This is a genomic window from Mycolicibacterium wolinskyi (assembly GCF_002101965.1).
Classification (GTDB): domain Bacteria; phylum Actinomycetota; class Actinomycetes; order Mycobacteriales; family Mycobacteriaceae; genus Mycobacterium; species Mycobacterium wolinskyi.
In genome coordinates, this window is sequence record NZ_LQQA01000008.1 from 100,245 (window position 1) to 122,987 (window position 22,743).

A 22,743-nucleotide genomic window follows, 5' to 3' on the forward strand; every position below is an offset into this window, starting at 1 on the left:
AGGGGAGCTGCCGCGATGGAGCCGATCGGAGCACACGAGGTCACATCCACCGGTGTCCGCAGTCTGCCGATGCAGACCGTGCTCGGGGTGACGGCCCTTGGGGTGGTGGGGTTCGGCTTCCACGCCGGGCCGGTGTACCGAGGAGCAGCGGCGGCTACGGCCACATGGGCCGGCATCGGCAGCCTGGCGTTGTTGCTCGCCGGACTCCTGGCGATCCCCGCCCGGCGGACGCACGCGCGGCAGTACCGGACAATCGTCGCCGTCCTTTCGGTCTTCGGTCTACTGCTGGTGGCGATGGCGCTGATCGACAAGCCTGCCGGCGCCGCGATCGGGTGGGCGCTGATCGTGATCGTCGTGCTGGCGGCCGCGCAGGCGGTGATCGCTGTGCTGATCGGCCTCGAGTCCGCACCGGTGGGACGGGCACCGGCCCCGCCGGTACAGCGAGAAGTTCCCGCGCCTGGAGCCGAGTTCGCCGGATACTCCGGAATACCATGGGGAACAACGGATTACCACCAGCAGGAGCGGGGCGCCGCCTTCGGCCAGGCCCAGCAATCCGCAACGTACAACGAGCGGCCGCCTGCCGAGCAACGCCAGGCGCCTGAGCCACCTCGAGTGCCGTTCACACCACCCGCATCCCCTGCGGCGACCGGTGCTCAGCCGGCCGGCGGTTCGGCCACACCATACGGTGTGTGGGGACACAATCCCCAACCGATGCCCGGACATCCGGGGAGCGCCGGCACGGACCGTGGTCAGGCCCGCTAGCCCCGGTCAGCCGGCGTGCAGCGACCGGCCGATGTAACGCAGCTCTTCATGCGTGGCAACCATGGTCACCACGGCGGTGTCCGAGCGGGTCGTCACCACCACCCGATCGGCCTCGTCGCGAATCTGCTGCAACGTGACGTCGGCGCCACCCGACACCGCCGACCCTGGCGGCAGGACGACGATCGATGTGACACCGACGCGAGTCGCGGCCTCCGGCACGCCGTCGAACATCGCGACGGTGTAGTTACGCTCCGAACCGGCTTGCAGCGCACCGCGATTGAAATCGGTGACCCACAACAGCCGGCTGTCGTCGACATTGTGGATCATGTCCCGCCACATGCCGGACCGATTGGTGTGAACCAGGATTCGGGCGCCCAGCGCCAGCGCCCGTAGGACCACCTGCTGAACCAGGTGCAGCGATCCGGATATCTCGACCCGAGCGATCCGTGGGCCGAACATCGGAAGCGCGACGGCGCGGCCGTAGTCGTCGGCGCCGATCACCTGCCCGCACCCCGACGCCGGTATCCGGATATCGCTGAAATCCGTACTGGCACTGCCGAAGCACCACGGGGTGACCTCGTGCGCCGGGCGGGTCGTCGGCAAACTCGCCATGAGTGCGGGCAGTTGGCGGCCCGGGAGGTCAGCCAACCCGCCCACCGGAGCACGGTTGACCGGGCCGAAGCTGTCGAAGCGGGCGGTGCCGGTGATTCCGGTCGCGTCGGCACCGAAATTCCGCAGCGATATGGCCACCGTGGTCGAGTAGCTGGGCACCGTCCACAGCCGGCCGAGGCCTTCGGTGGTGAGGATGTCGCGCGTGAGCCCGAAACTCGTCATCCGGAAGTTGCCGTCGGCACAGTAATCCCAATCCTCGTGCAGATTGGCCAAATTCGCGCCGCCGCAGAGCTGACTGATGGCCTGGCCGATCTCCGCCGCCGCCAAGACCCGTACCCGCATGCCGGCCTCGGTCAGCCGGTTGGCCACCCGGCGGGTGGCCACCATCGCGGTGCGCAACATACCGGTGCGACCACCGCCGCGCAGTCCGACCGCTTCCGGGCAGCGTGACGGGTCGAATCGGATCGTCACCCATACGGTTCGGTGCGCGATGGCGGGCAACGGGCCCAGGACGGCGTCATACACCGTGGCCAGCGGGGTGTGTCCGTGCGATCTCGACCCGTGACTGATCACGTCGATCGAATCGAGCTCGAGGTCGAATTGCCGCAAGCATTCGACCAGAATCTCGAGCGGCACCATCTCCCCCGACACCGTGGAGCCGGGTTCCATGACCGTGAGGTCTTCGGGTTTGTCCTCGATGCGCAGCACCGTGACGAGAGTTCGGCCATCCCAACGAAACCCGTATGGACCCCCGTCGGGATCGGCGGCATCCGTGACGTGGTCGAACGCGTCGGGGACCTCGACCAGGTCGGCGCGTCGGCGACGTCCACGCACGAACGCCCACCGCGCCGCCGCGGCCTTCAGCAAGCTGACGCCGCGCCAGCGGCCGATCATCACGGCGATGAGCAGTACCGCACCGCCTGCCCAGATCCACCATGGCGTGCGCGTCCAGATCCACAGCACCGCCGCCAGCACGACGACGATCTGTGCCAACACCAGTTCGGTTAACGGAAGCACACGTTGCGGATAAATGTTGGTGGAGGCCAGAAGTCGATACTGTGGGGCTTGCTCGGTTGCGGTGGCCACGCGTCGATGATCCTCCTCCGGAGGCGGAAAGACTTACCATGCAGTCTAAGCCGCGGTGTAAAGTCGGGGCCCTGCCGCCGATCTGACAGGGGGATGTCGAGTGCCGGCGCAAATCACGACTCGTGCGCAGGTAAACGGATATCGGTTCCTGCTTCGCCGTCTGGAACATGCCTTGATCCGCGGGGATTCGCGCATGATCCATGATCCGATGCGCGGGCAGACAAGATCGATGTTCGTCGGTCTCGTGATCGGCATCATCATCGTCGGGGCGTGCGGCGTCCTGGCGTTCTTCAAGCCGCAGCCGTCCGTCGGCAACGCCAACATCTTGTTGAGCAAGTCCAACGGGGCGATATTCGTCCGGATCGGCGACCGTGCGCACCCGGCCCTCAACGTGGCATCGGCCCGGTTGATCGCAGGCAGCAGTGAAGTGCCCGCCGTCGTCGACGACAAGAAGCTGGCTGCCCTGCAACGCGGGCCCGTGGTGGGCATCGTCGGCGCGCCGATGTCGATCGCCGGCGGCGATGACATGTCGAAATCCAATTGGACCGTGTGCGATGCGACCGAGACACCGGCGGTCGTGGAGAGCACCGGGTCACGAATGGTACGTACGTCGGTGTTGGCCAACGAGCCGGTGTTGAACGGCGAGACCCGGTCGGCCGGGTCCGGCGACGCGGTGCTCGTGCGGGCAGCCGGGCAGGATTATCTGCTGTATGACGGGGTGCGCGCGCCGATCGATCCGGCTGACCCGGTGCTGGCCAACGCGTTGCGTCTGAGTGGGGCCGAATCCCGCGAGATCTCACCGGGCCTGCTCAACGCGTTCCCGCTCGCGGCGCCCATCGTTCCGGTGTCGGTTCCGGGTGCCGGTCAGCGCGGTCCGGCGATTTTGCCGGAATCGGTCACGGTGGGTTCGATCATCCGGACCTCCGACACCGCCGGTGACAAGCTCTTCGTCGTGCTGGCCGACGGGGTTCAGCAGATCTCACCCCCGACCGCCGACATCATCCGTTACGGCGACCCCGCGGCCGACCGTGAGCCGCAGACCGTGTCACCGGCGCTCCTCACCGCGGTGCCGGTGGTCGAGCGGCTTCCGTTGGGCCATTACCCGACGGTCACGCCCAAGATCGCCGACGTGCATGCCGACCCCGTCGTGTGCTTTGCCTGGCAGCGCGGCAACACCGAGAATTCGGCCTCGACGCAGATGTTGATCGGTCGGAGGTTGCCAATGCCGCCCGGCGCCGGCACCGTGCCGCTGGCCACCGCGGACGGCAACGGACCAGAATTGGATTCGGTGTATCTCAAACCCGGTACGGGAGAATACGTTCAGGCGGTCGGCGCGGCACCGGCGTCGGGTGCCATGGGTCAGTTGTTCTATGTCGCCGACACCGGTCAGCGCTTCCACATTCATGATCCGGCCGCCGCCGGTGCGCTCGGGGTGCATGGCGTCGACGACCCCGCCAACCCGCACGGTGAACACAAGCTTCCGCAACTGGCGCCGTGGCCGATCTTGTCGCTGTTGCCCGCGGGTCCCGAGCTATCCCAGCAGGCCGCGCTCATCGCGCACGATGGCATGTCGGCCGACGCCGCGGGCGGGCCGTTCCGACTGCCCGAGAACTGACCTAGAGCCGCAGGCCGCGAACGTAGCCGTAGAGGCCGACGATCCAGAAGCACAGCGGGAAAACCAGCCCGATCGCGAGGTATTCGAGTATTTCGACCCACCGTCGCATGACCGGCGAGAAGTCCAGCCGCGGTGCGATGAGTCCGCACAACAACGCCAGCGTCGCCAGTGCGACCGCGGCCAGTCCGGCGCGGGCATGCCAGGCGGGAAGTTCGGCCGCGGTCTTGAACACCGTGAGGACCGCGATGCTCAAGCCGGCACCGATCATCGTGGCGGACTGCACGAGGTCATGGTGCGTGCGGCCGCGCAGACACATCGCGGCGGCCACCACCACCGCGAACAGCGTTCCCTGCCAATAGAAACCGTCGGACGTGTCGACGGCGAGGTAGCAGCCGAACATCGCGGTGATGCCGACACCGACGAGGATCCCGGTGAGGTACTCGTTGGCGCGCCGCACCCGGTGCAGCAGACGTTCCTCGGTGGGTATCACCTGTAGGCCGATCGCACTGACGCCCTCGACGGTGGCCCCGCCGTGGGTCTCGATCTCGTCGAGAGGTTCACCTGCGGTCGGTACGCGCGGCAGTGGCAGCCGGGAGAGCAGGATCGTTACGCGCGGCGCCAGGTACAGCACGATGACCGACACCGTCGAGACGACGGCCCCGAGCGCCCGCGGTTGCGGGTGCCAGAGGTTGACCGCGACCGCCGTCGCACCCCCGAGTAGCGACAACGCGATCACGAAGCTGTGGAACACGTGGCCCGTGCGGGTGATCTGCAGATTGAGTTGTGCCGCAAGCGCTACGACGCCGAACGCCAACGGAAGTGACGGTACGGCGAAACCATCGGGAATAACGCACAACGATCCGGTGAACAACAGCGGAACCGCGAGCACGGAGAGTGCCACCGACGCGAAAAGGCCGTCGTCGCGGCGGGTTACGGCGCAGGCAGCGCCGACGAGAATCACCCCGCACGCGAGCGTGACGGCAGCTGCGACGACGGCGGGGCCGGTTTGCGGAAGTTGCCATGACCAGGCGACTGCGGCCAGAAATGCAAAGCTGAAGGCCACCAGACCGGTTCGGTGCGAACTTAGCCACCGGCGCGCGGTAGAGGCATTGGCAGCGCCCTCGATGTCGTCGAACAAGGTTGGCACCGAAGGAGTTGCACAGGCCCGCACGATCAGTACGTCGCCGTCGAACACGCCGGCTGACGACAGTGTTCGGTCCGGCTCGATCACGGGCCGGCCCAACGGTGCGAGGCTCCACCGGTCGGCTGTGTCGTCGAACCGTACATGCGTGGCTCCCCGCGCCGTCAGCTGCGCGTTCGCGATGTCGAGCAGATCGGCCATGTAGCTGCGGATTTCGAGATCCTCCGGCAGGCCGACGTCCAGCCGCAGGTCGCCGATCAACACGGTGACGCGAGTGAGCCCGGTATCGGTCCCCGACGGGGTTTCCAGGTCCGCAAGCGATGGGGGCAGGGTCATCTGCGGCAACCTATCGTGCGCGCGGTCAGTAAGGTGATGTCTGGAAACTAGCAGCCGGGGACGACAGTTGGCGCCGGGGGGATGTTCGGTGGGGACGCAGGGTTTCGTGCGACGGACGCGAGTCGCGGTGCCCCGGATGCCCGGTGGCGAGGTCAATCTGCAGGCTCCGCCCGAGGTTCCGCGGGTCATCCCGGGCAACCTGTTCATCCGGTTGCTCCCGGTGGTGATGGTCATCGCCGTGATCGGAATGATCGCACTGATGTTCACCGTCGGTGGCCGCGCCATGGCCACCAACCCGATGATGATGATGTTCCCGATGATGATGCTGCTGTCGATGGTCGGCATGTTCATGGGCGGTGGCACCCGATCCGGCAAGGCCGCCGCCGAACTCAACGAGGAACGCAAAGACTACTTCCGGTATCTGTCGAACCTGCGCGACGACGCGGAGAAGACGGGCGACGAGCAACGCCGCGCACTGCAGTGGAGCCACCCCGATCCCCGGACCTTGCCGGACGTCGTGGGGACCCGGCGGATGTGGGAACGCAGGCCCGCCGACGGAGACTTCTGCCACGTGCGAGTCGGCGTCGGGACGCATCGGCTGGCGACCCGGCTCCTGGCGCCGGAAACCGGTCCCGCCGAGGATCTCGAGCCGGTGTCGACGGTGGCGCTGCGCCGCTTCGTGCGGACGCATTCGGTCGCGCATGCCATGCCGACCGCGGTGTCGTTGCGGGCGTTCCCGGTTGTCGACTTCGAAGGCGAGCCCGGGCTGACCCGGCAGCTGGTCCGCTCGATGCTGCTGGAGCTGTGCGTTTTTCACGGGCCGGAGCATTTGGAGATCGCGGTCGTCACAGCCAATCCCGACGGTGAGAACTGGCAGTGGGTGAAGTGGTTGCCCCAGGCGCAGCACCAGACCGACAGTGACGGCCTCGGGACATCGCGGCTCGTTTTCTCGTCGCTGCGCGATCTCGAGAACGTCCTGGCGATCGACCTGGGCCAGCGCGGCCGGTTCAGCCGCACGATCCCGCTCAACCAGGGCACCCGGCATCTGGTGGTGATCCTCGACGACGGATACGTCGCCGGCGACGAGCGCCTGGCGACCGAGGCCGGTATCGAGAACACCACGCTGCTCGATCTCAATGCCACCGCTGGGCGAGTGTCGGCCAAGGGCGGTCTGCACCTCGTGGTGGAACGGGACTGGATCGCGGCGCGAACGGCGGCCGACGTGGAACGGTTCGCCACCCCGGATGCGTTGAGCCTGGCCGAGGCCGAGGCCACCGCGCGTCGCATCGGGCGGTACCGGCCCGCCAATGCTGCCCACATCGTCAGCTTGGAGACCGAGACCCGGGCGACCGACCCCGGCCTGATGACGCTGTTGGGTGTCGACGACGCCGCGGAGATCGTTCCCGAACAGGTGTGGCGGCAGCGTTCGCCGCGGGAACGGCTACGTGTCCCGATCGGCTACACGCCCAACGGCCTGCCACTCGAGCTGGACATCAAGGAGTCGGCGGAAGGCGGCATGGGCCCGCACGGCCTCTGTATCGGTGCGACCGGCTCGGGTAAATCCGAGTTCCTGCGGACACTGGTGCTGGCCATGATCACCTCGCACTCGCCCGAGCTGCTGAACCTGGTGTTGGTCGACTTCAAGGGTGGCGCAACCTTTCTGGGGTTGGACGCGGCCCCGCACGTAGCCGCGGTGATCACCAACCTGGAAGACGAACTCACCATGGTCGACCGCATGCAGGACGCGCTGGCCGGCGAGATCAACCGCAGGCAGGAGTTGCTGCGCGCGGCAGGCAATTTCCCCAATGTCAGCGAATACGAGCGAGCCCGCGCGAGCGGCGTCGACCTGGACCCGTTGCCCGCGTTGTTCATCGTCGTCGACGAGTTCTCCGAACTGCTCTCGCAGAAACCGGATTTCGCCGAACTGTTCGTGATGATCGGTCGCCTGGGCCGGTCGTTGCACATCCACCTGCTGCTGGCGTCGCAGCGGCTCGAGGAGGGCAAGCTGCGGGGCCTGGACTCGCATCTGTCTTACCGGATCGGGTTGAAGACGTTCTCGGCGGGCGAATCCCGCAGCGTGCTCGGGGTGCCGGATGCCTACCATCTGCCGAATGTGCCCGGATCGGCCTACCTCAAATGCGACGCCGACGAACCCAAGCGGTTCAACACCTGCTACGTGTCGGGTGAATATGTGAAGCCGCGCGCGGTCACCCGGCGTGCCCGCGGCGGGCCGGGTGCGGCGTTGCGGCCCAAGCTCTTCACGGCTGTGCCGGTGCCCAAGGAAGTCGAACCGCCGGTGTACGAACCGGTGCCCGAGCCCGACACCGGGAGCACCGCCCAGACGCCGATCAAGGCGACCGTGCTCGACGTGGTGGTGAGCCGGTTGGCCGGGCACGGCCGGCCTGCGCACGAGGTGTGGCTGCCACCGCTCGATGACAGCCCCGCGGTCAACGACCTGTTGCCGAGCGCGGTGTGGAGCGACCTCGTCAACGTCAACGGGCAACTGTCGATGCCGCTGGGCATAGTGGACCGCCCCTACGATCAGCGTCGCGACGTGCTGACCGTCGACTTGTCCGGTGCCGAAGGCAATTTCGCGGTCATCGGTGGCCCCCAGTCGGGGAAGTCGACCACCTTGCGAACGTTGATCATGGCGGGCGCCGCCACCCATACCCCCGAGCAGTTGCAGTTCTACTGTCTGGATTTCGGCGGCGGCACACTGGCCAGCATGGCCCGCCTGCCGCATGTGGGATCGGTGGCAGGCCGCATGGATGCCGACCGCATCCGCCGCACCGTGGCGGAGGTGTCGAGCCTGCTGCGCCGACGCGAAGCGCTGTTCCGCGAGGCGGGCATCGAGTCGATGCGCGAGTTCCGGCGCCGCAAGGCGGAGCTCGCGAAACTACCAGCGGCCGAGGCCGCCAAGCACCCATTGGCAAGTGACGGGTTCGGCGACGTCGTGCTCGTGGTCGATGGGTGGAGTTCGATCCGTAGCGATTTCGAGGCGCTCGAGGGCCCGCTGCAATCCATCGCGGTGCAGGGTTTGTCGTACGGGATCCACCTCGCCGTGTCGGCCACGCGCTGGATGGAGATCCGGCCCGCGGTCAAGGACATGCTCGGCACCCGGATCGAACTGCGCCTCGGCGACCCGGTCGACAGCGAGATGGGCCGCAAGGTCGCCGAAGTGGTGCCGATCGGCGTTCCGGGGCGCGGGGTGTCGCGCGACAAGCTGCATCTGCTGATCGGCCTGCCTCGTCTCGATTCCAGCTCGACTGTCGAGGACCTACCGGAGGGCGTGGCCCGCTCATCCGACGCGGTCGCCGCGCACTACGGCACCCGGCAGGCCCCGCCGGTGCGGATGCTTCCGCACAATCTCGAGCGCGACCGCGTCGTCGCCTTGGCTGCCGAGCGCGGTCTGCTCGGGCACGGTCGCGTCGCAATCGGAATCGACGAAGCCGAATTGGCGCCGGTCGTCGTCGATTTCGATGCGCAACCGCACTTCGTCACGCTGGCCGACGTGGAATCGGGCAAGACCAATTTCCTGCGGAACATCGCCCAGGGAGTTCTGGAGAACAGCACTCCGGAACAGGCGAAGCTGTTTCTGGTCGACTACCGCCGGTCGTTGCTCGGTGCGGTCGAGTCGAACCATCTCGGCGGCTATGCCACAGCCGCGCAGTCCTGCGGCGAACTGATGATGAGCCTGGCCGCGACGCTGCAGGACCGGCTGCCGCCGACCGATGTGACACAACAGCAACTGCGCGACCGGTCGTGGTGGTCGGGACCCGACTTGTACGTGTTGATCGACGATTACGACCTGGTGGCGGTCAGCACCATGAACCATCCGCTGGCACCCATCGCGGAGTATCTGGCGCAGGCCCGCGACATCGGCCTTCGCGTGATCGTCACGCGGCGCAGCGGCGGGGCGGGGCGCGCGATCTTCGACCCGTTCATCGGCAGGCTCAAGGACCTGTCGTGCAACGCGCTCATCATGAGCGGATCGCGCGAGGAGGGCAACCTCTTCGGCGGTGTGAAAGCCACCGCAATGCCGCCCGGCAGAGGCTATCTGGTGTCGCGGACGATGCCGAGCGGCGTCGTGCAGTTGTCACGGATGCCGGACGCATGAGCCTGACCGCGCCCCGCTACCGGATGCCGACCGGAGTGGACGAACTGACCCCGATCCGCACCGTGTCGCCCATACCGGAGCACTTGCGGGTCTCGGTGAGCAGTGGACGAACCCAGGTCGACATCACGCTGCCCGCCAACGCTCGCGTCGCCGACATCCTGCCCTACCTCGTGCGGCTGATCGCCGATCATGAACGCACCGGCGAGGAGCCGGCGTCGATCGATGACGAACGGACGTCGCGTAACACGTTGACGCGAGGTTCTCAGGAGCTGCCCGCCGATCGCACCTTGCGGGAAGCGGGCGTGCGGCACGGCGATGTGCTGACCTTGTGTGCCGAGCCGACGCTGTTGCCGCCCATCCGTTACGACGATGTGGTCGACGCCGCGGCCCAGCTCAATCGCGCCTCGTATGCGTCGTGGGGGCCGACGTCTGCGGCGGTGATGGCGATCGTGGCGCTGTACGCGTGTGTGGGCATCCTCGGTTGGATGTCGTTGGACATGCGCTTCGATCCGGCGCGGCCGGTGATCGTCGGCCTCGACCTCGCCGGCGCGTTGGCGCTCGTCGCGGCGGCCACCGTGGCACAGCGGATGTATTCCTACGGGCGAGTCGCAGCCGTACTGGGTTGGGCGGCAATACTTCTCGCCGGCGCCGCATCGTTGGCGATCTTCGCCGGGCTGCCCGGTTGGGGTGTGGTCGCCACATGCGGCGCGGTGATCGTGCTCAGTTACGGGGCATACCGGCTGATCGGCGCCGGCGGCGGTGGCTATCTCGCCGGGGCCCTGTATGCGGCGGTCATGGGCGTGGTGGTCGCGGTCCGGACCGGGTTCGGCGTCACCGATGACCGGTTGGGAGTGGCGGTGTGTCTGGTGACGCTGCTGCTGTGCTGGGCGGTTCCCCGGGTGACCGCCGGATGGGACCGATTCGACCTGCGAACGGGTTCCACCGCGGCGCCGGTCGAGGCGCTCGACGATCCGTTCGGAACCGGCGCGGACCGCTCGCTGCCGGATAGGCGGCAACTCGTGGAGACGGTGCCGACCGCCGACGAGATCAGGGAACGCGGTCGCGCCGCGGTGAGCGTGCGCGCGGCGTTGTACGTCGGCTGCGGGGCGGCCCTGGTGTCCGGTATGGCGCTGCTGCTGACGCCATGGGGGCAGCCCCGATGGCCCGACCTTGCCTTAGGGGCACTGTGCGCGGTGGTCTTCGGTTTGCGAGTGCGGTTGTGTCGCAGTGCCGCCGAGCAGTCCGGCGTGTTGCTCACGGCGGCCGTGGTGATCATCATCACGTGCGTGGCGGCCACGGCAGGCCCACCGGAATTCGCCGCGACCGGCTTGGCCGGGCTCGGGCTGATCGTGGCGGGAGGCGCCGCGACCGCGGTATTCGCGGGGCCGGCCCGGTCGCGCCGCCGCGAGCGAACACTGGATTATCTGAATTACCTCGCGGTCGCCGCACTTGTTCCCGTGGCACTGGCGGTGCTCGACGTGTACACACAGTTGCGCGCCGGCGGGCTGTGACCGTGTGGAGGCGGCTCGACCGCGTGCCGGCCATCGCGATGGTCCTACTGATCATCGCCGGAACCGCAGGAGCGGGAACCGCATTCGCGGTGGAACCGCCCGTCGTACCGCCCGGGCCCGCCCCCGCGGGCCCGGTGGCCCCGCCCGATCCGACCGAACAAAAGACCGTGTGCGCGGTCGGGGGTAGCCGACCGCAAACCGACTACCGGCTGGCCCCCATCGCGCAGGCCATGCTGCACTACCGCGACGCGTGGGCATACTCGCGCGGGGCCGGGCAGAAGGTCGCGGTGATCGACACCGGGGTCAACCCGCACCCGCGTCTGCCCGTGCTGCAACCCGGTGGTGACTACGTGTCCGGCACCGACGGTTTGTCCGATTGCGATGCCCACGGCACGCTCGTGGCAGGCATCATCGCGGCCGCGCCGAGCGCAGACGACGCGTTCGCCGGGGTGGCGCCGGACGCCGCGATCCTGGCGATCCGGCAGAACAGCTTGTCCTTCGCCGTCAAGGGCGGCCGCCAGTCATACGACCCGAATTCAGTGTCCCCCGGTACCGGCGCCGCGGGTTACGGGAACACCCACACCTTGGCCCTGGCCGTCACGAGGGCCGTCGACTTGGGTGCCACCGTCATCAACCTGTCGGTGTTGGCTTGTGCCCCATCGGGTATCGGGATCGACGATGCGGACTTGGGCCGGGCGGTCCGGTACGCGTTCGACCGCAACGTCGTGGTGGTCGCGGCGGCAGGCAATGTCGACAAACAGGGTCCGTGCGGCGCGCAGAACACGATGGCCGACCCGAACCTGCCCGTCGACACCGCCTGGCCGGACGTGCGGACGGTGGCCAGCCCGGCCTGGTTCGACGACTATGTCCTGACGGTCGGTTCGCTGTCTCCGTACGGCGAGCCCTCCGATTTCAGCCTCAACGGCCCCTGGGTCGACGTCGCGGCTCCGGGTGAACAGGTGGTTTCACTCGACCCCAACGGTCCCGGGCTGATCAACGGGATACCGGGGCAGAACGGTCTGGCACCGATCAACGGCACCAGCTACGCCGCACCGTACGTGGCCGGGGTCGCTGCGCTCGTACGGGCGCGGTTCCCGGAATTGTCTGCGGCACAAGTGATGGAGCGTATCGAGCGCACCGCCCGAACGCCGGGTGCCGGTCCCAACATCGCCAGCGGATACGGCGTCGTCGATCCGGTCGCGGCTCTCACCGCGGATCTCGTCACGCAGGACGTCGACGATGCTCGCGGTACTCCGATCGCCGGCCCACCCACGCCGGGGCCCGATGCGAACCGGGCCAGAAACATCGCGTTCATCGCGGCAGGTGGCTGCGTGGCCGCGATGGTGTTCGCGTGGGCGCTGAGCGTGGCATACCGTCGCCGCAACGCCGAACAGTCGGAAAATCTCTGAGAATCAACGAATAGCGAAGCGGGGCACCCGGATAGTCCGGGCGCCCCGCTTGCGCGTCACACCAAGTCGGCGGCGTTGGCGCGGTCCAGCGCCGCCATCAGGTCCTGCTGATCACGGCCCCGGGTGTTGCCGACGACCATGTCCTGCACCGCCTGCTCCATCAAGCCGGCGAGCTGCTTGTGCGTGAGCTGCAGCGCCTGGGCGCCCTCGCCCTCGTAGACGCTGTAGAGCACGTTGAACACATTGTTCACCTCATCCTGCAGAGCGCGCGCGTCCCCGAGTCCGGAGTCGAGCGCATCCAGGAATCCGTGGTTCTGCGCGAAGTCGTACTTGATCGTGCTGCCGTCGAACGACATGTTCGTCTCCTTCTCTTCCCGCTCTAGGCCTGGTCCGCCGTGGCGATGCTCTGAATGTGCTTCTTGCCCTTCTCGGCAACGTTGGTCAGCGTCTGGATGAGCAGGTTGTACTCATCGTGCTGACCGGTCTTCAACTCGTTGAACTTGCCTGCCGCGACACCGTTCCACGGACCGCTGACCATGGTCTCGGTCTCGCCCTGCATCTTGGCGACCAGGCTGCGGGCCCGGCCCATGGCCTCGTCGATCTGGGTGATCTTGGCCGCGGCTTCCTGCGGTGTGAGTGCTACTACCATCGGTGCGTTTCCTATCTGGTGGTTGTTTCGATCTACCTAGGCGCTGTCAGGTCTTCGTCTGCTATTGGCGACTACCGGGCGTCCCCTTCCCACCCGCTCGGAGTGAGTTCGGCGAGTTGTGAAATCGCCTGCATCACACGGTGGTCCGAACCGGGTTTGATGGTCGTCCACAGCTGACCGGACGGCGACACGCTGGGAGCCGACACCAACCTGCCGCGCTTTGTGTAGAAGACTGCGACCGCACCAGGCACGCGGACCACACGATCGGCCGCGGCATCGAGGACGTGACACACGATCTCGGCGAACGCGATGCGGGCCGCGAACGCGGACCCGAGGGCCGACGCCACCTGGTGCCCGGCGCCGAGGGCCCGTAATCGATCGGTGAAGAATGTGGCGCTGTGTCCGCCGCTGAGGCACTCGGCCAGGTCGGTGGCCGGTGCGCTGAAGGGCTCGACCGCGGCGGGCTGGCTCGCGGGCAGCTCGGCGATCACCGCACCGGCAGTACCGGTATGGGAATCGATCGCTCTGAGCTGCAGGCCATTTCCGGTCCGGCGGGCCGCCACACACATGAATCCCGTTTGGACGAGCGAGATCCGGGCCAACCCATCGGGTGTGACCAGACGAATGGCGATCTCCCGAGCCGGGCGTCGCAGCGCCGTCACCATGTCGGCGAGTTCGGTGTCGACCCCGTCGGAGCCGATCAGACCCCGCGCCGCCAACTGCCCGGTGGCCAGATCGGCGGCCCTCGCCAACGCCTCGACCGTGCCGTGCCTGGGCCGTACGGCGAGCACAGTCGGGAACTCGGTGACACCGAGTCGCGAGCCGACCACCTGCAGTTCGTCGTCGGTCAGCCCGAACGCCGATGCGGCCCGCGTGCTCACGGCTCCTCCGAGCTTGCACCGATGACGGCAGGCGAAACCCAGCTGTCCGAGACCTGTTCGAGGGTGCGCGAATCATCGGCGAACTCGTCGGGTGCGGTTCCCGGGTCGGCAAGCCCGTCGAAAGCCGCGGTGTCGGGACCCCAGCTGACGCTGTCGACCAGGATGGGTGTGTCGTTGATACCGGTCGCAGGCAGCCAGGTGGAACCGTTCGCGGCAAGACCGGCGGCCGCTTCGCCGCCGCCCTCCAGAACCTCTGGCGGGTACATCGATTCGTGGTCACGTCCACCGTCCTGACCGCGCGCGAGCCCGGCCATCGGTGCGTAGGGCGCACCGGCCATGGTCGACGCGGCCGCTGGTGATACCGCCGAGACCCGGCCGCTGTTGCTCGGCCGTTCGGAACCCGATACGCCACGGCCGGCGTGCGGACCCAACGGCATGGGTGGCGGCGCATAGCCCCCGCCGCCTGCTCCCGCCGAGCCGCCCGCAGCACCGGCGGCCGCTGCGGCCGCGGCCCGCTCGGCAGCCGCGGCATCGCCTTTGGCGACCTCGGGTGGCAGCGGCTCTTCCCAAGCCGTTGCCAGGGGTGCGACCGCGTTCTCGTACTGCTGCATGACCGCGGCGGCGTTGGCCTGGTCAGCCGTTGCCGCAGCGTCGAATTCGGCGAACGATCCGGCCAGGACGGCGCCGTTGTAGGCGGCAAGTGAGGCCATCATGTCGCGCTGTGCCTCGCCTTCGACGGCCTCAGACACGCTCGGCATGGCCAGGATCGCGACGGTGGCCGCCACGGCGGCCTGTTCGGCCCGCTGGCCGTTGGCGGCGGCGTTGAGCGCCTTGGCCTGCAGCCAATCGCCCAGCTCCTGCAGACGTGCCAACACATCCGGCGCGTGTTGGCTTTCCCACGAGGTGCGGACCCGGTCGAGGAGCTGGGTGTACTCGGTGGCTGCGGCGTTGAAACCGTTGGCGACCCGGACCCAGGCCGCGCCGGCATCGCCGACCGACGATGGTCCGGGGCCCTCGGTGAGGTCGCGCGCGAGTTGTTCGGTGCTTCGCGACTCCCACACCACGCCGGTGTAACCCACGGTGAATCCGAACCCTTCGGCCTGTCAGACGGTGAACTCTGCGTCGGCGGCAGCGACATTCCCGGCGCTCGAGCGCAGCGCCGCGGCTACCTCGCGGAGCTCCGTGACGCCGAGTGCGGCCGATTTCGCATAGGACGTGTGCACCTCGTTGAGCGTGGACGACGCCCGTACGGAAACCTCATCGCGACCGACCGGCACCGTGTTGAGCTGAGGCTCTTCGGCGCGCAGCAGGCTCTCCAGCCGGTCGGCTATGGCATCGAGCCGCGTGGCGGCGTCACCCAATTCGCGGGTGCGGATCGACAATCCTTGTGAATCGGCCATGTCTTCTCCCCTGTTGTCGTGATTCGCATCGGTTCACGCCTCCCCGATCACCGGCGGTGCTGCCGTACCGAGGTCACCGACGATTTCGTCCCCGTGGTCGGTGGTCTGCAGGAAGGCCGGGGCGGTGTGGTCCCCACCGGCCATCCGGCCGCCGTGGGCCATCGGCGCCATCGGTGCGCCCATCATCGGAGCGCCGTAACCAGCGCCGAGTGCTGCGCCTGCGCGCGCCGACGAGGCGACCGCCCGACCCAGGTCCTCGCTCACCGGTGGCATCGGGGGCGCAGATCGGGCGGCGAGCGTGCTGGCGCCGGATCCGCCTGCGCTGCCACCACCGGCACCGCCGCCCGCGCTTCCGCCGCCGCCCGCCGCATGGCCGGCGCGGCCCGCGGTGCCCGCGGCAGCCGCCGTGGAACCGGCCGTACCGGCCGTGCCCTGGGACGCCATGCCGCTGAGCTGCGAGGCCAGATCGGTCGCGGTCTGCGTGCCGGCCTGCGCGGCCTTCGTCGCAGCACTCATGAGCGAGGAAAGTCCCTGCGAGCCACCCGAAGCCGACGAGGTCGCCGAAGTCAGCTGACTCGGCACGGCGGTGGTGGTCAGCGGTGCCTCGGTCACCGGAACCGGTTCACCCGCCGCGGTGACCGCCGCGGTCTGGGCGGCGAGTTCGGCCTGCAGTTCGGCCATCGTCTCGGTGGCGCGGGTGACTGCCTCGGTGGCCGCGGCGATGGCGGCGGCCCAGCCCCACGGGAAGATGATGTTGGGACCGATCGCGGCCATGGTCGCCATGAACTCGCCGATGATCTCGATCAGCCTGGCCTCGGCCTGTTTGACCGTCGCCGCGGCGGCAGCGAGCGAGTTGCGCAGTGCGTTGGCCTGAGCCCTGAGCGCGGCGCCGTTGTCGAGTGCGGTGGCGGTCTTGGCGGCCGCGGCAGTGCCGCCGGCACCCTCCCAGTTTCCGGTCAGATCGCCAAGTGCCGATGCCAGGGAGCTGTTGGAGCTGTCGAAGGCCTGTGCGACGCCGTCGAACATCTGTGTCGGATCGAGCCCTTCGAACACGCCGTCGCCGAGGGTGCCCAGCGCATCGGTCACGGGTTTGATCAATTGCCCCGGATCCATCGGACTGGCCGGCGCATTCGGTGGGGGGACGCCCTCGGGCGGGAGTGGGCCCGGTGGCGGCGCCGTGGGCAGCGGCGGAAACCCGAGCCGCGCCAGGATTTCCTGCACCGGCAGGTTCAGATACTCGGCGAGGCCGTGCTCCTGCGCGGCGATCACCGCGCTCGCGTCGAACCCAGGGAGCTGGCCGGCGAATTGCGCTGTGACATCGCCCGAGCCCGTCACCGCAGCAGTCGGCTGGGGTATTGCAGCCACAGCGAACGCCTAGGCGGAGAAGCCGGAGTCGGCGGATGACAGGCCCGCGCTGGCGCCGGAGGTTACGCCGCCGATACCGGCGTGTACACCGCCGACGAGCAACGTGCCGGCCAGATTGGTCGCTTGCGCACGCCCGTACGCCGCCAGGTAGGTAGCACCGATCGGCCCGATGGCGGTTGCGGCGGCCGCGAGCATCGCGGCCGAATCCGCCGATCCCGCAGCGCTGATCACCTCGCCGGCCGTCGCGTTGGCAGTGGCGAAGGCCGCCATGCCGACGGGCACAGCCGTCAATCCAGAACTCACTGAAAACCCCCGGTGTGCTGTCGTGTGCGCAGGCCCGCTACGTTGCGGGGATTGTGGCAACTGCTAACACCAAAGCCCAAAACTGAAGCCTAGCCCGTACCAGTCTCTTTGGCGACCCCCCGACTCGAAATAGTTGTGTGCCAATACAAAACACACGGGGCGTGGCGGCGACGTTCGCGAAGTGTCGCACACGGCCGATCGAGGGTCGGCGTTCTCCGACGTAAGGCGGCGCTTCAGCCGATCGTCTCGTCCGACCGCCGCAGCGGTTCGCGCTCGATCTCCTGATACCGCGAGTTGAACTGTTCGACGAGACGATCCCGACGGTCTACCGCGGCTTTGGCTGCTGTTTGCGCAATGTTCACAATCAGATTCGCGAGCTCTTGCGCGCCCAATCGGGTTGCTGCGCCCCCCATGGTGAGGTCGGTCATCGCACCGGTGGCATCGACCTCGACGGTCACCGCCCGGTCGGGGCTCGTCGCGCGCACCCGGATCGCCGCGCACTGCTCCTGCATGGCCGCGAGCAGGTCGCGCTGGCGCGCCATGCGGGCGACCACCGCGTCGGCGAGGCCGGTCATACGGATCGCATCCAGCTGCTCGGCAACACGTCGTCGCCTTCCGCGGCGCGGTCCTCGGCCATCCTGAGGTCTTCTTCGTTGGCCAGCTTCAGGTTTCGTATCACCGCTGGTGAAACGTTCTGCGACAGTAGCTCGCGGCGGCGCGCGACCTGAGCCCGTACGGCGGACAGGCGACAGAGTGCGAGGATCTCGGCAGCGAGGAGTTCGGGAGATTTCTGCAGTTCGCGAGGGTCGATCCGCAGGGCGACGGGCAGTCCGCGTTCGGTTGTCGAAACGGCGATTCCCCCGTTACGTGACGTGGCGGTGGGAACTTCTGCCATCGAAACTCCTCGACAGAGAGTTTGCTGGAACGACGGGTGAGGCGGCGAAGTCGAGTTACTACGGCCCCGGATCTTCAGTACGATACCAACCGGGCGCGCCGATAGAGCTGTGTATGAAGTGGAAAGGAATTGGGAGAAGTTGGCCAATGACCGTGGGGCGCCTGCTCAACCGCCCTGGTTGCACGGCTATCAGCAGCCGTCGGTAGGGCCGCGACATTCGTTGCTGGGTCGTGACATTGCACAGGAAGAACACGACGGTGCGTCTTACGCCGACGACAACCAGTTTGCTGACGAGCCTCAGAACCGACCCGGACGGCATCGCAACGGCAACGGCGAAGCCCACAGCGAGCAGTTAGCCACGTCGTATCAGCCGGTCCCGCAACCCGATCCGGTCGCGCCGGTCGCACCGCAGGACCCGGTGGAAGCGCGCGCCGCGGAGTTGTTGCGACTGCTCGGCCCGGATCGGCCGGTGGACGTCGAGGCGCCGCAGGCAGTGGACGACGTGACCGACCCCGCGGTGATCGCGTCGCCGAATCCGCCGCCGGTCCCCTCGCCACCACAACCGCCGCCACTGCTGCCGCAGCCTCCACAGCTGTCACCGCCGAACCCGGCCGAGCGCATGCCCGCATACCCGCCACCGCACCACACGTTGCGGCCGCTGGATGACGCGGCGATCGCCAACCGTGACCGCTTCGCCCCGCAATCGGGTTGGCGGCGGGCTCTTTACCGAGCAACCGCAGGCAGGGTGAATCCGGGCGACTCGCCTCGAGACCGGCGCCGCGAAGAGTTGTACAGCCGCATCAGACAGCCGATCCGGGGCGACTTCCGGATCGCGGTGTTGTCGATCAAGGGTGGAGTCGGTAAGACGACGACGACCCTGGGACTCGGTTCGGCGCTCGCCACGATCCGCACCGATCGTGTCATCGCGGTCGATGCGAACCCCGACCGCGGCACGTTGGCTCAGCGCATCAACGACCCGTCGACCGCTACGGTGCGAGACCTGTTGTCGGACCCGAACATCACGAGGTACTCCGACGTGCGCTACTACACGCGGATGTCGGAGAGCCGGCTCGAGGTGCTCGGCAGCCCGATCGACCCGGCCATCTCGGAGGCGTTCGGCGAACTCGACTACCGCCGCACGATCGACATCCTGCAGAACTTCTACAACGTCATCCTCACCGACTGCGGCACCGGCATCATGCATTCGGCGATGCGCGGCGTCCTCGATCTCGCCCATGCCGTCGTGCTGGTCAGTTCGCCTGCACTGGATGCCGCGCGCAGCGCGTCGGCCACCCTCGAATGGCTTACCCAGCACGGATATTCGGATCTGGTGCGGGAGGCTCACCTGGTGCTGAGCGCGTCGCGGCCGGGCGGAACCGCGGTCCGGATGGACAAGGTTTACGAGCATTTCGAATCCCGGTGCCGATCTGTTCACCTGATTCCATTCGACTCCCACCTGGCCGAGGGGGGCGAGGTCGACATGGAACTGCTCAAACCGGCAACGTTCCAGGCATACGTCGAATTGGCCGGGGCCGTCGCGGAGAAGTTCGCGCTCCTGAGGCCGAACGGCGGGCGGCCGTATGCGGGGCCGGACGCCTGAACCACACGACAGGCAGGACACAATGAGCGGACGCAGCAGAGACGCCCAGCGCGTGTTCGACGCGGGAGTGCTGTCACTGGGAATCCCGATCAACGGCGTCGAGACCGACCGGGATGTCGAGTACGCGAAGTTGGCGTTCGCGCGCGCCACCGAGTACGACCCCGATATGTGCGATGCGTGGTTGGGGCGCGTCGCCGCGGGCGAGTCCAGCCCCGAGATCATCTACCACCTCTACCGCACGAGCAGCACCACGTTGTTTCGCGAACAGCGCCGACTGGGGTTGCCGGGCCGCGCGCTCAGCGGACGGTTCCACACCAATCTTTACATCGACTACGACCTCAGTTCGTTCACCGAGATCTGGCTCGCGTATGCGGCGGGCATGATCGCCGGCAAGGACTACACCGAAGCCGAGAACACCCTCGACGAGCTCGACCGGATCCGGGCGCGGATGCCCGGCGGCGACGCGGCATCGGACGAGATCTGCGCCTACATCCGCGGCGTGATGCACTTTCTCACCCAGCGTTGGCCGGATGTCCTTGTCACCCTGGCCAATTCGGCGTCGTTCCGCGACGAGTTCATCGCCGCGGGCGCGAACATGATGGTGGGCACCGCGTGTGCTCAGCTCGGTCTGTTCGGCGAGGCGATCCGGCGCCTCGAGCAAGCCGGCACCGGGCCGATCCCGGCGGCCCGCCAGGCCGCCGACTTCTGCCGCGGCCTGACGCTGCGGGAGATGGGCAAAGAGGACGAGGCCCGCGCGGTGTTCGAGCGTCTCTACAGCGAGGATCCGGCATTCACGGCGAATGCGGCGGCACTGCGAGATCCGAAATACCGGCTGATGATCACCGATCAAGAGACGATCGATTCGCGGACCGACAAGTGGGATCCCAAATCGGCGCGATCGCACAGCGAGCGAGACGACGAGCAGCAGGCCGACCGGAACAACAGCTTCCTGCGGGAAGCGCAAGAGGAGTTGGACCGTCAGGTGGGCCTGGCCGAGGTCAAGACGCAGGTCGCGAAGCTGCGGTCGACCGCCAAACTGGCGAAGGTCCGCGAAGACAAGGGTCTCAGCTCGGTACCCCGCAGCCTGCATCTCGCCTTCACCGGCCCACCCGGGACCGGCAAGACCACCATCGCCCGGGTGATCGCCAAGATCTATTGCGGCCTCGGCCTTTTGAAGACGCCGTCGGTGGTTGAAGCCACCCGTGCCGATTTCGTCGGACAGCATCTGGGCAGCACCGCGATCAAGACGTCCGAGCTCATCGACCGTGCCCTCGACGGCGTGCTCTTCATCGACGAGGCCTATACGTTGATCCAGTCGGGTCTGGCCGGCGGTGACGCGTTCGGCAGGGAGGCCGTCGACACACTGCTGGCCCGCATGGAAGACGACCGGGACCGCCTCGTGGTGATCATCGCGGGCTACGACCGGGAGATCGACCGGTTCCTGGCGGCCAACGAAGGTCTGTCGTCTCGGTTCTCGCGTCGTATCCGGTTCAGTTCCTACAGTGCCGACGAGTTGGGTGACATCGCCCGGGTGATCGCCAGAGCGAGAGATTCCGACCTGACCGACGACGCCTACCGTGAGCTGATCGCGGTGTGCCGGAAATTGTGCGAGACCGAATCGCTCGACCAGGCCGGGCAACGGCGGTTGAGCATCGACATCGCCGGCAACGGTCGCTTCATCCGCAACGTCGTGGAATCCGCCGAGGAGGAACGGGCCTTCCGGCTCAGCGAGGACCCCGACGTCGACCTCGATTCACTCAGCGAGGACGTGTTGCGGCGGATCGAACCGGCCGACATCCGGGCCGGTCTGCGCAACGTGCTCGAAATGCACATGGACATGCACAAGGAGAACCGATGACGGCGCCTTCGGGCAGCGACGGGCCCGCCGAACTCGACGAGCCGACGCGCCAGATCCCGCGCGTGGCCGACGCCGAGGTGTTCAACCAACGCTCGACGTACTCGACACGGTATGTCCCCCAACCACATCCGCCGCTGCAAACCCCGTTCGTGACGGGTCAGCATCCCGGCGCGATGGCCGGACAGCCCGTGGCCGCGGGCCCGCAACAGCTGCGCCTGATCGCACCCGTGCAGCGCAGGCCCAGCGGCGGTTGGCGACGGCTCGTGTACCTGCTGGCCGCCGGCCTGATCAATCCCGGTGAATCGCCGCGCGACCGCAACCGGCGGGCACTTGTCGCCCGCGTCAACAAGGAGGTGCGCGGCGACTACCGGATCGCGGTGCTGTCGCTGAAAGGCGGCGTCGGCAAAACCACGACGACCGTCGCGCTGGGGGCCACGCTGGCGTCGATCCGCGGTGACCGGGTGATCGCCGTGGATGCCAACCCGGATTTCGGCACGCTGGCTCAACGCGGCCCCGACCAGACCCGGGCCACCGTGCGTGACCTGCTGGCCGACACGTCGATCAGGCGGTACTCCGATGTGCGGGCCTACACGTCGCAGGGTGAGAGCCGCCTCGAGATCATGGCCTCCGAACGCGACCCGGCGGTGTCCGAGTCCTTCTCGGAAGAGGACTACCGCCAGGTCATCTCGTTGCTGCAGCGGTTCTACAACATCATCCTCACCGACTGCGGAACCGGTCTCATGCACTCGGCGATGAAGGGCGTCCTGGACGAGGCGAACGCGATCATCCTGGTCACCTCGCCCGCGATGGACGGGGCCACGAGTGCGCAGGGCACGCTCGACTGGCTGACCCACCAGGGTTACGGGCATCTCGTGGCCAATGCCGTCGTGGTGGTGAGTTCGTCGCGTCCGGGGGCCACGTCGATGGATATCGACGAACTGATGCGATATTTCCAAAGCCGTTCACGTGCTGTTCATTTCATCCCGTTCGACGATCACCTCGCCGAAGGCTCGGAAGTTGTCCTGAACTTGATGAATCGCAAGACGCAGGACGCGTTCATCGAACTCGCCGCGACGGTCGCAGACGCCTTTGTCCGCACCGACCGGCGGGCGGGTGGGCCGGTGATGCGGGTCGAGTAGTGCTTCGGGTATTGCGCCGCAAGAGATTCGGCGACTAGCGTTGGAATCTGTGTTCTGCCGGCGA

At 67.7% G+C, this 22,743-nt stretch carries 17 protein-coding genes and 2 pseudogenes; 8 read left to right on the forward strand and 11 right to left on the reverse strand.

Features of this window, described 5'->3' with window-relative positions; genetic code table 11:
- The first annotated feature begins 15 nt into the window (after positions 1-15).
- A complete protein-coding gene (locus tag AWC31_RS07070; RefSeq protein ID WP_085143599.1) occupies positions 16-762 on the forward strand; it encodes a DUF5336 domain-containing protein in 747 nt (248 codons plus the stop codon).
- Between the two features lie 6 nt (positions 763-768).
- Here the strand turns inward: AWC31_RS07070 and eccE are convergent, their stop codons facing one another.
- Positions 769-2,460, reverse strand: coding sequence for a type VII secretion protein EccE (gene eccE, locus AWC31_RS07075; RefSeq protein WP_234816756.1), 1,692 nt, complete (start codon positions 2,458-2,460; stop codon positions 769-771).
- A gap of 100 nt (positions 2,461-2,560) precedes the next feature.
- Between eccE and eccB the strand changes: the two genes are divergently transcribed.
- On the forward strand, positions 2,561-4,075 hold the full coding sequence (eccB, locus tag AWC31_RS07080) for a type VII secretion protein EccB (RefSeq protein WP_085143600.1): 1,515 nt from the start codon (positions 2,561-2,563) through the stop codon (positions 4,073-4,075).
- 1 nt (position 4,076) lies between these two features.
- Here the strand turns inward: eccB and eccD (AWC31_RS07085) are convergent, their stop codons facing one another.
- A complete protein-coding gene (eccD, locus tag AWC31_RS07085) occupies positions 4,077-5,552 on the reverse strand; it encodes a type VII secretion integral membrane protein EccD (RefSeq protein ID WP_110774955.1) in 1,476 nt (491 codons plus the stop codon).
- Positions 5,553-5,640: 88 nt separating this feature from the next.
- On the opposite strand from eccD (AWC31_RS07085), the gene eccCa reads away from it, so the two are divergent.
- From eccCa to mycP, 3 genes are read left to right on the forward strand one after another with little or no spacing between them, the layout of a single operon-like run.
- Entirely contained in the window at positions 5,641-9,669 is a 4,029-nt protein-coding gene (eccCa, locus tag AWC31_RS07090; protein ID WP_085143602.1) for a type VII secretion protein EccCa, read from the forward strand.
- Positions 9,666-11,180, forward strand: a complete 1,515-nt coding sequence (gene eccD / locus AWC31_RS07095; RefSeq protein ID WP_085143603.1) for a type VII secretion integral membrane protein EccD — start codon at positions 9,666-9,668, stop codon at positions 11,178-11,180. The genes eccCa and eccD (AWC31_RS07095) overlap by 4 nt, the downstream gene beginning before the upstream one ends.
- 38 nt (positions 11,181-11,218) lie before the next feature.
- Positions 11,219-12,589: a type VII secretion-associated serine protease mycosin gene (gene mycP, locus AWC31_RS07100; protein WP_085143648.1), complete on the forward strand. Its 1,371-nt coding sequence runs from the start codon at positions 11,219-11,221 to the stop codon at positions 12,587-12,589.
- 56 nt (positions 12,590-12,645) lie between these two features.
- On the opposite strand, the gene AWC31_RS07105 is transcribed toward mycP, so the two are convergent.
- The 9 genes from AWC31_RS07105 to AWC31_RS07145 form a co-directional block, all read right to left on the reverse strand.
- On the reverse strand, positions 12,646-12,945 hold the full coding sequence (locus AWC31_RS07105) for a hypothetical protein (protein WP_067849915.1): 300 nt from the start codon (positions 12,943-12,945) through the stop codon (positions 12,646-12,648).
- 23 nt (positions 12,946-12,968) lie between these two features.
- Positions 12,969-13,238: a WXG100 family type VII secretion target gene (locus tag AWC31_RS07110; protein ID WP_067849912.1), complete on the reverse strand. Its 270-nt coding sequence runs from the start codon at positions 13,236-13,238 to the stop codon at positions 12,969-12,971.
- Between the two features lie 71 nt (positions 13,239-13,309).
- Positions 13,310-14,119, reverse strand: coding sequence for an ESX secretion-associated protein EspG (locus tag AWC31_RS07115; RefSeq protein WP_085143604.1), 810 nt, complete (start codon positions 14,117-14,119; stop codon positions 13,310-13,312).
- Positions 14,116-15,198 (reverse strand): PPE domain-containing protein, encoded by a 1,083-nt coding sequence (locus AWC31_RS07120; protein ID WP_085143605.1) that lies wholly within the window; start codon positions 15,196-15,198, stop codon positions 14,116-14,118. Before AWC31_RS07120 ends, AWC31_RS07115 begins: the two co-directional genes overlap by 4 nt.
- Before the next feature lie 24 nt (positions 15,199-15,222).
- Positions 15,223-15,519, reverse strand: a complete 297-nt coding sequence (locus tag AWC31_RS07125; RefSeq protein WP_085143606.1) for a PE family protein — start codon at positions 15,517-15,519, stop codon at positions 15,223-15,225.
- Between the two features lie 33 nt (positions 15,520-15,552).
- Positions 15,553-16,884, reverse strand: coding sequence for a hypothetical protein (locus tag AWC31_RS07130; RefSeq protein ID WP_133060121.1), 1,332 nt, complete (start codon positions 16,882-16,884; stop codon positions 15,553-15,555).
- 9 nt (positions 16,885-16,893) lie between these two features.
- Positions 16,894-17,187 (reverse strand): hypothetical protein, encoded by a 294-nt coding sequence (locus AWC31_RS07135; protein WP_067849903.1) that lies wholly within the window; start codon positions 17,185-17,187, stop codon positions 16,894-16,896.
- Between the two features lie 233 nt (positions 17,188-17,420).
- Positions 17,421-17,762, reverse strand: coding sequence for a YbaB/EbfC family nucleoid-associated protein (locus AWC31_RS07140; RefSeq protein ID WP_085143608.1), 342 nt, complete (start codon positions 17,760-17,762; stop codon positions 17,421-17,423).
- On the reverse strand, positions 17,759-18,082 hold the full coding sequence (locus AWC31_RS07145; protein ID WP_085143609.1) for a hypothetical protein: 324 nt from the start codon (positions 18,080-18,082) through the stop codon (positions 17,759-17,761). Before AWC31_RS07145 ends, AWC31_RS07140 begins: the two co-directional genes overlap by 4 nt.
- Positions 18,083-18,458: 376 nt before the next feature.
- On the opposite strand from AWC31_RS07145, the pseudogene AWC31_RS07150 reads away from it, so the two are divergent.
- From AWC31_RS07150 to AWC31_RS07160, 3 genes and pseudogenes are all read left to right on the forward strand, one after another.
- Positions 18,459-19,682 (forward strand): annotated as a pseudogene (locus AWC31_RS07150) (MinD/ParA family ATP-binding protein); the annotation flags it as partial.
- Positions 19,683-19,704: 22 nt separating this feature from the next.
- Positions 19,705-21,540, forward strand: a complete 1,836-nt coding sequence (gene eccA, locus AWC31_RS07155; RefSeq protein ID WP_067849893.1) for a type VII secretion AAA-ATPase EccA — start codon at positions 19,705-19,707, stop codon at positions 21,538-21,540.
- Positions 21,528-22,679, forward strand: a pseudogene (locus tag AWC31_RS07160) (MinD/ParA family ATP-binding protein); the annotation flags it as partial. The gene eccA and the pseudogene AWC31_RS07160, both read left to right, overlap by 13 nt.
- Positions 22,680-22,743 lie beyond the last annotated feature (64 nt).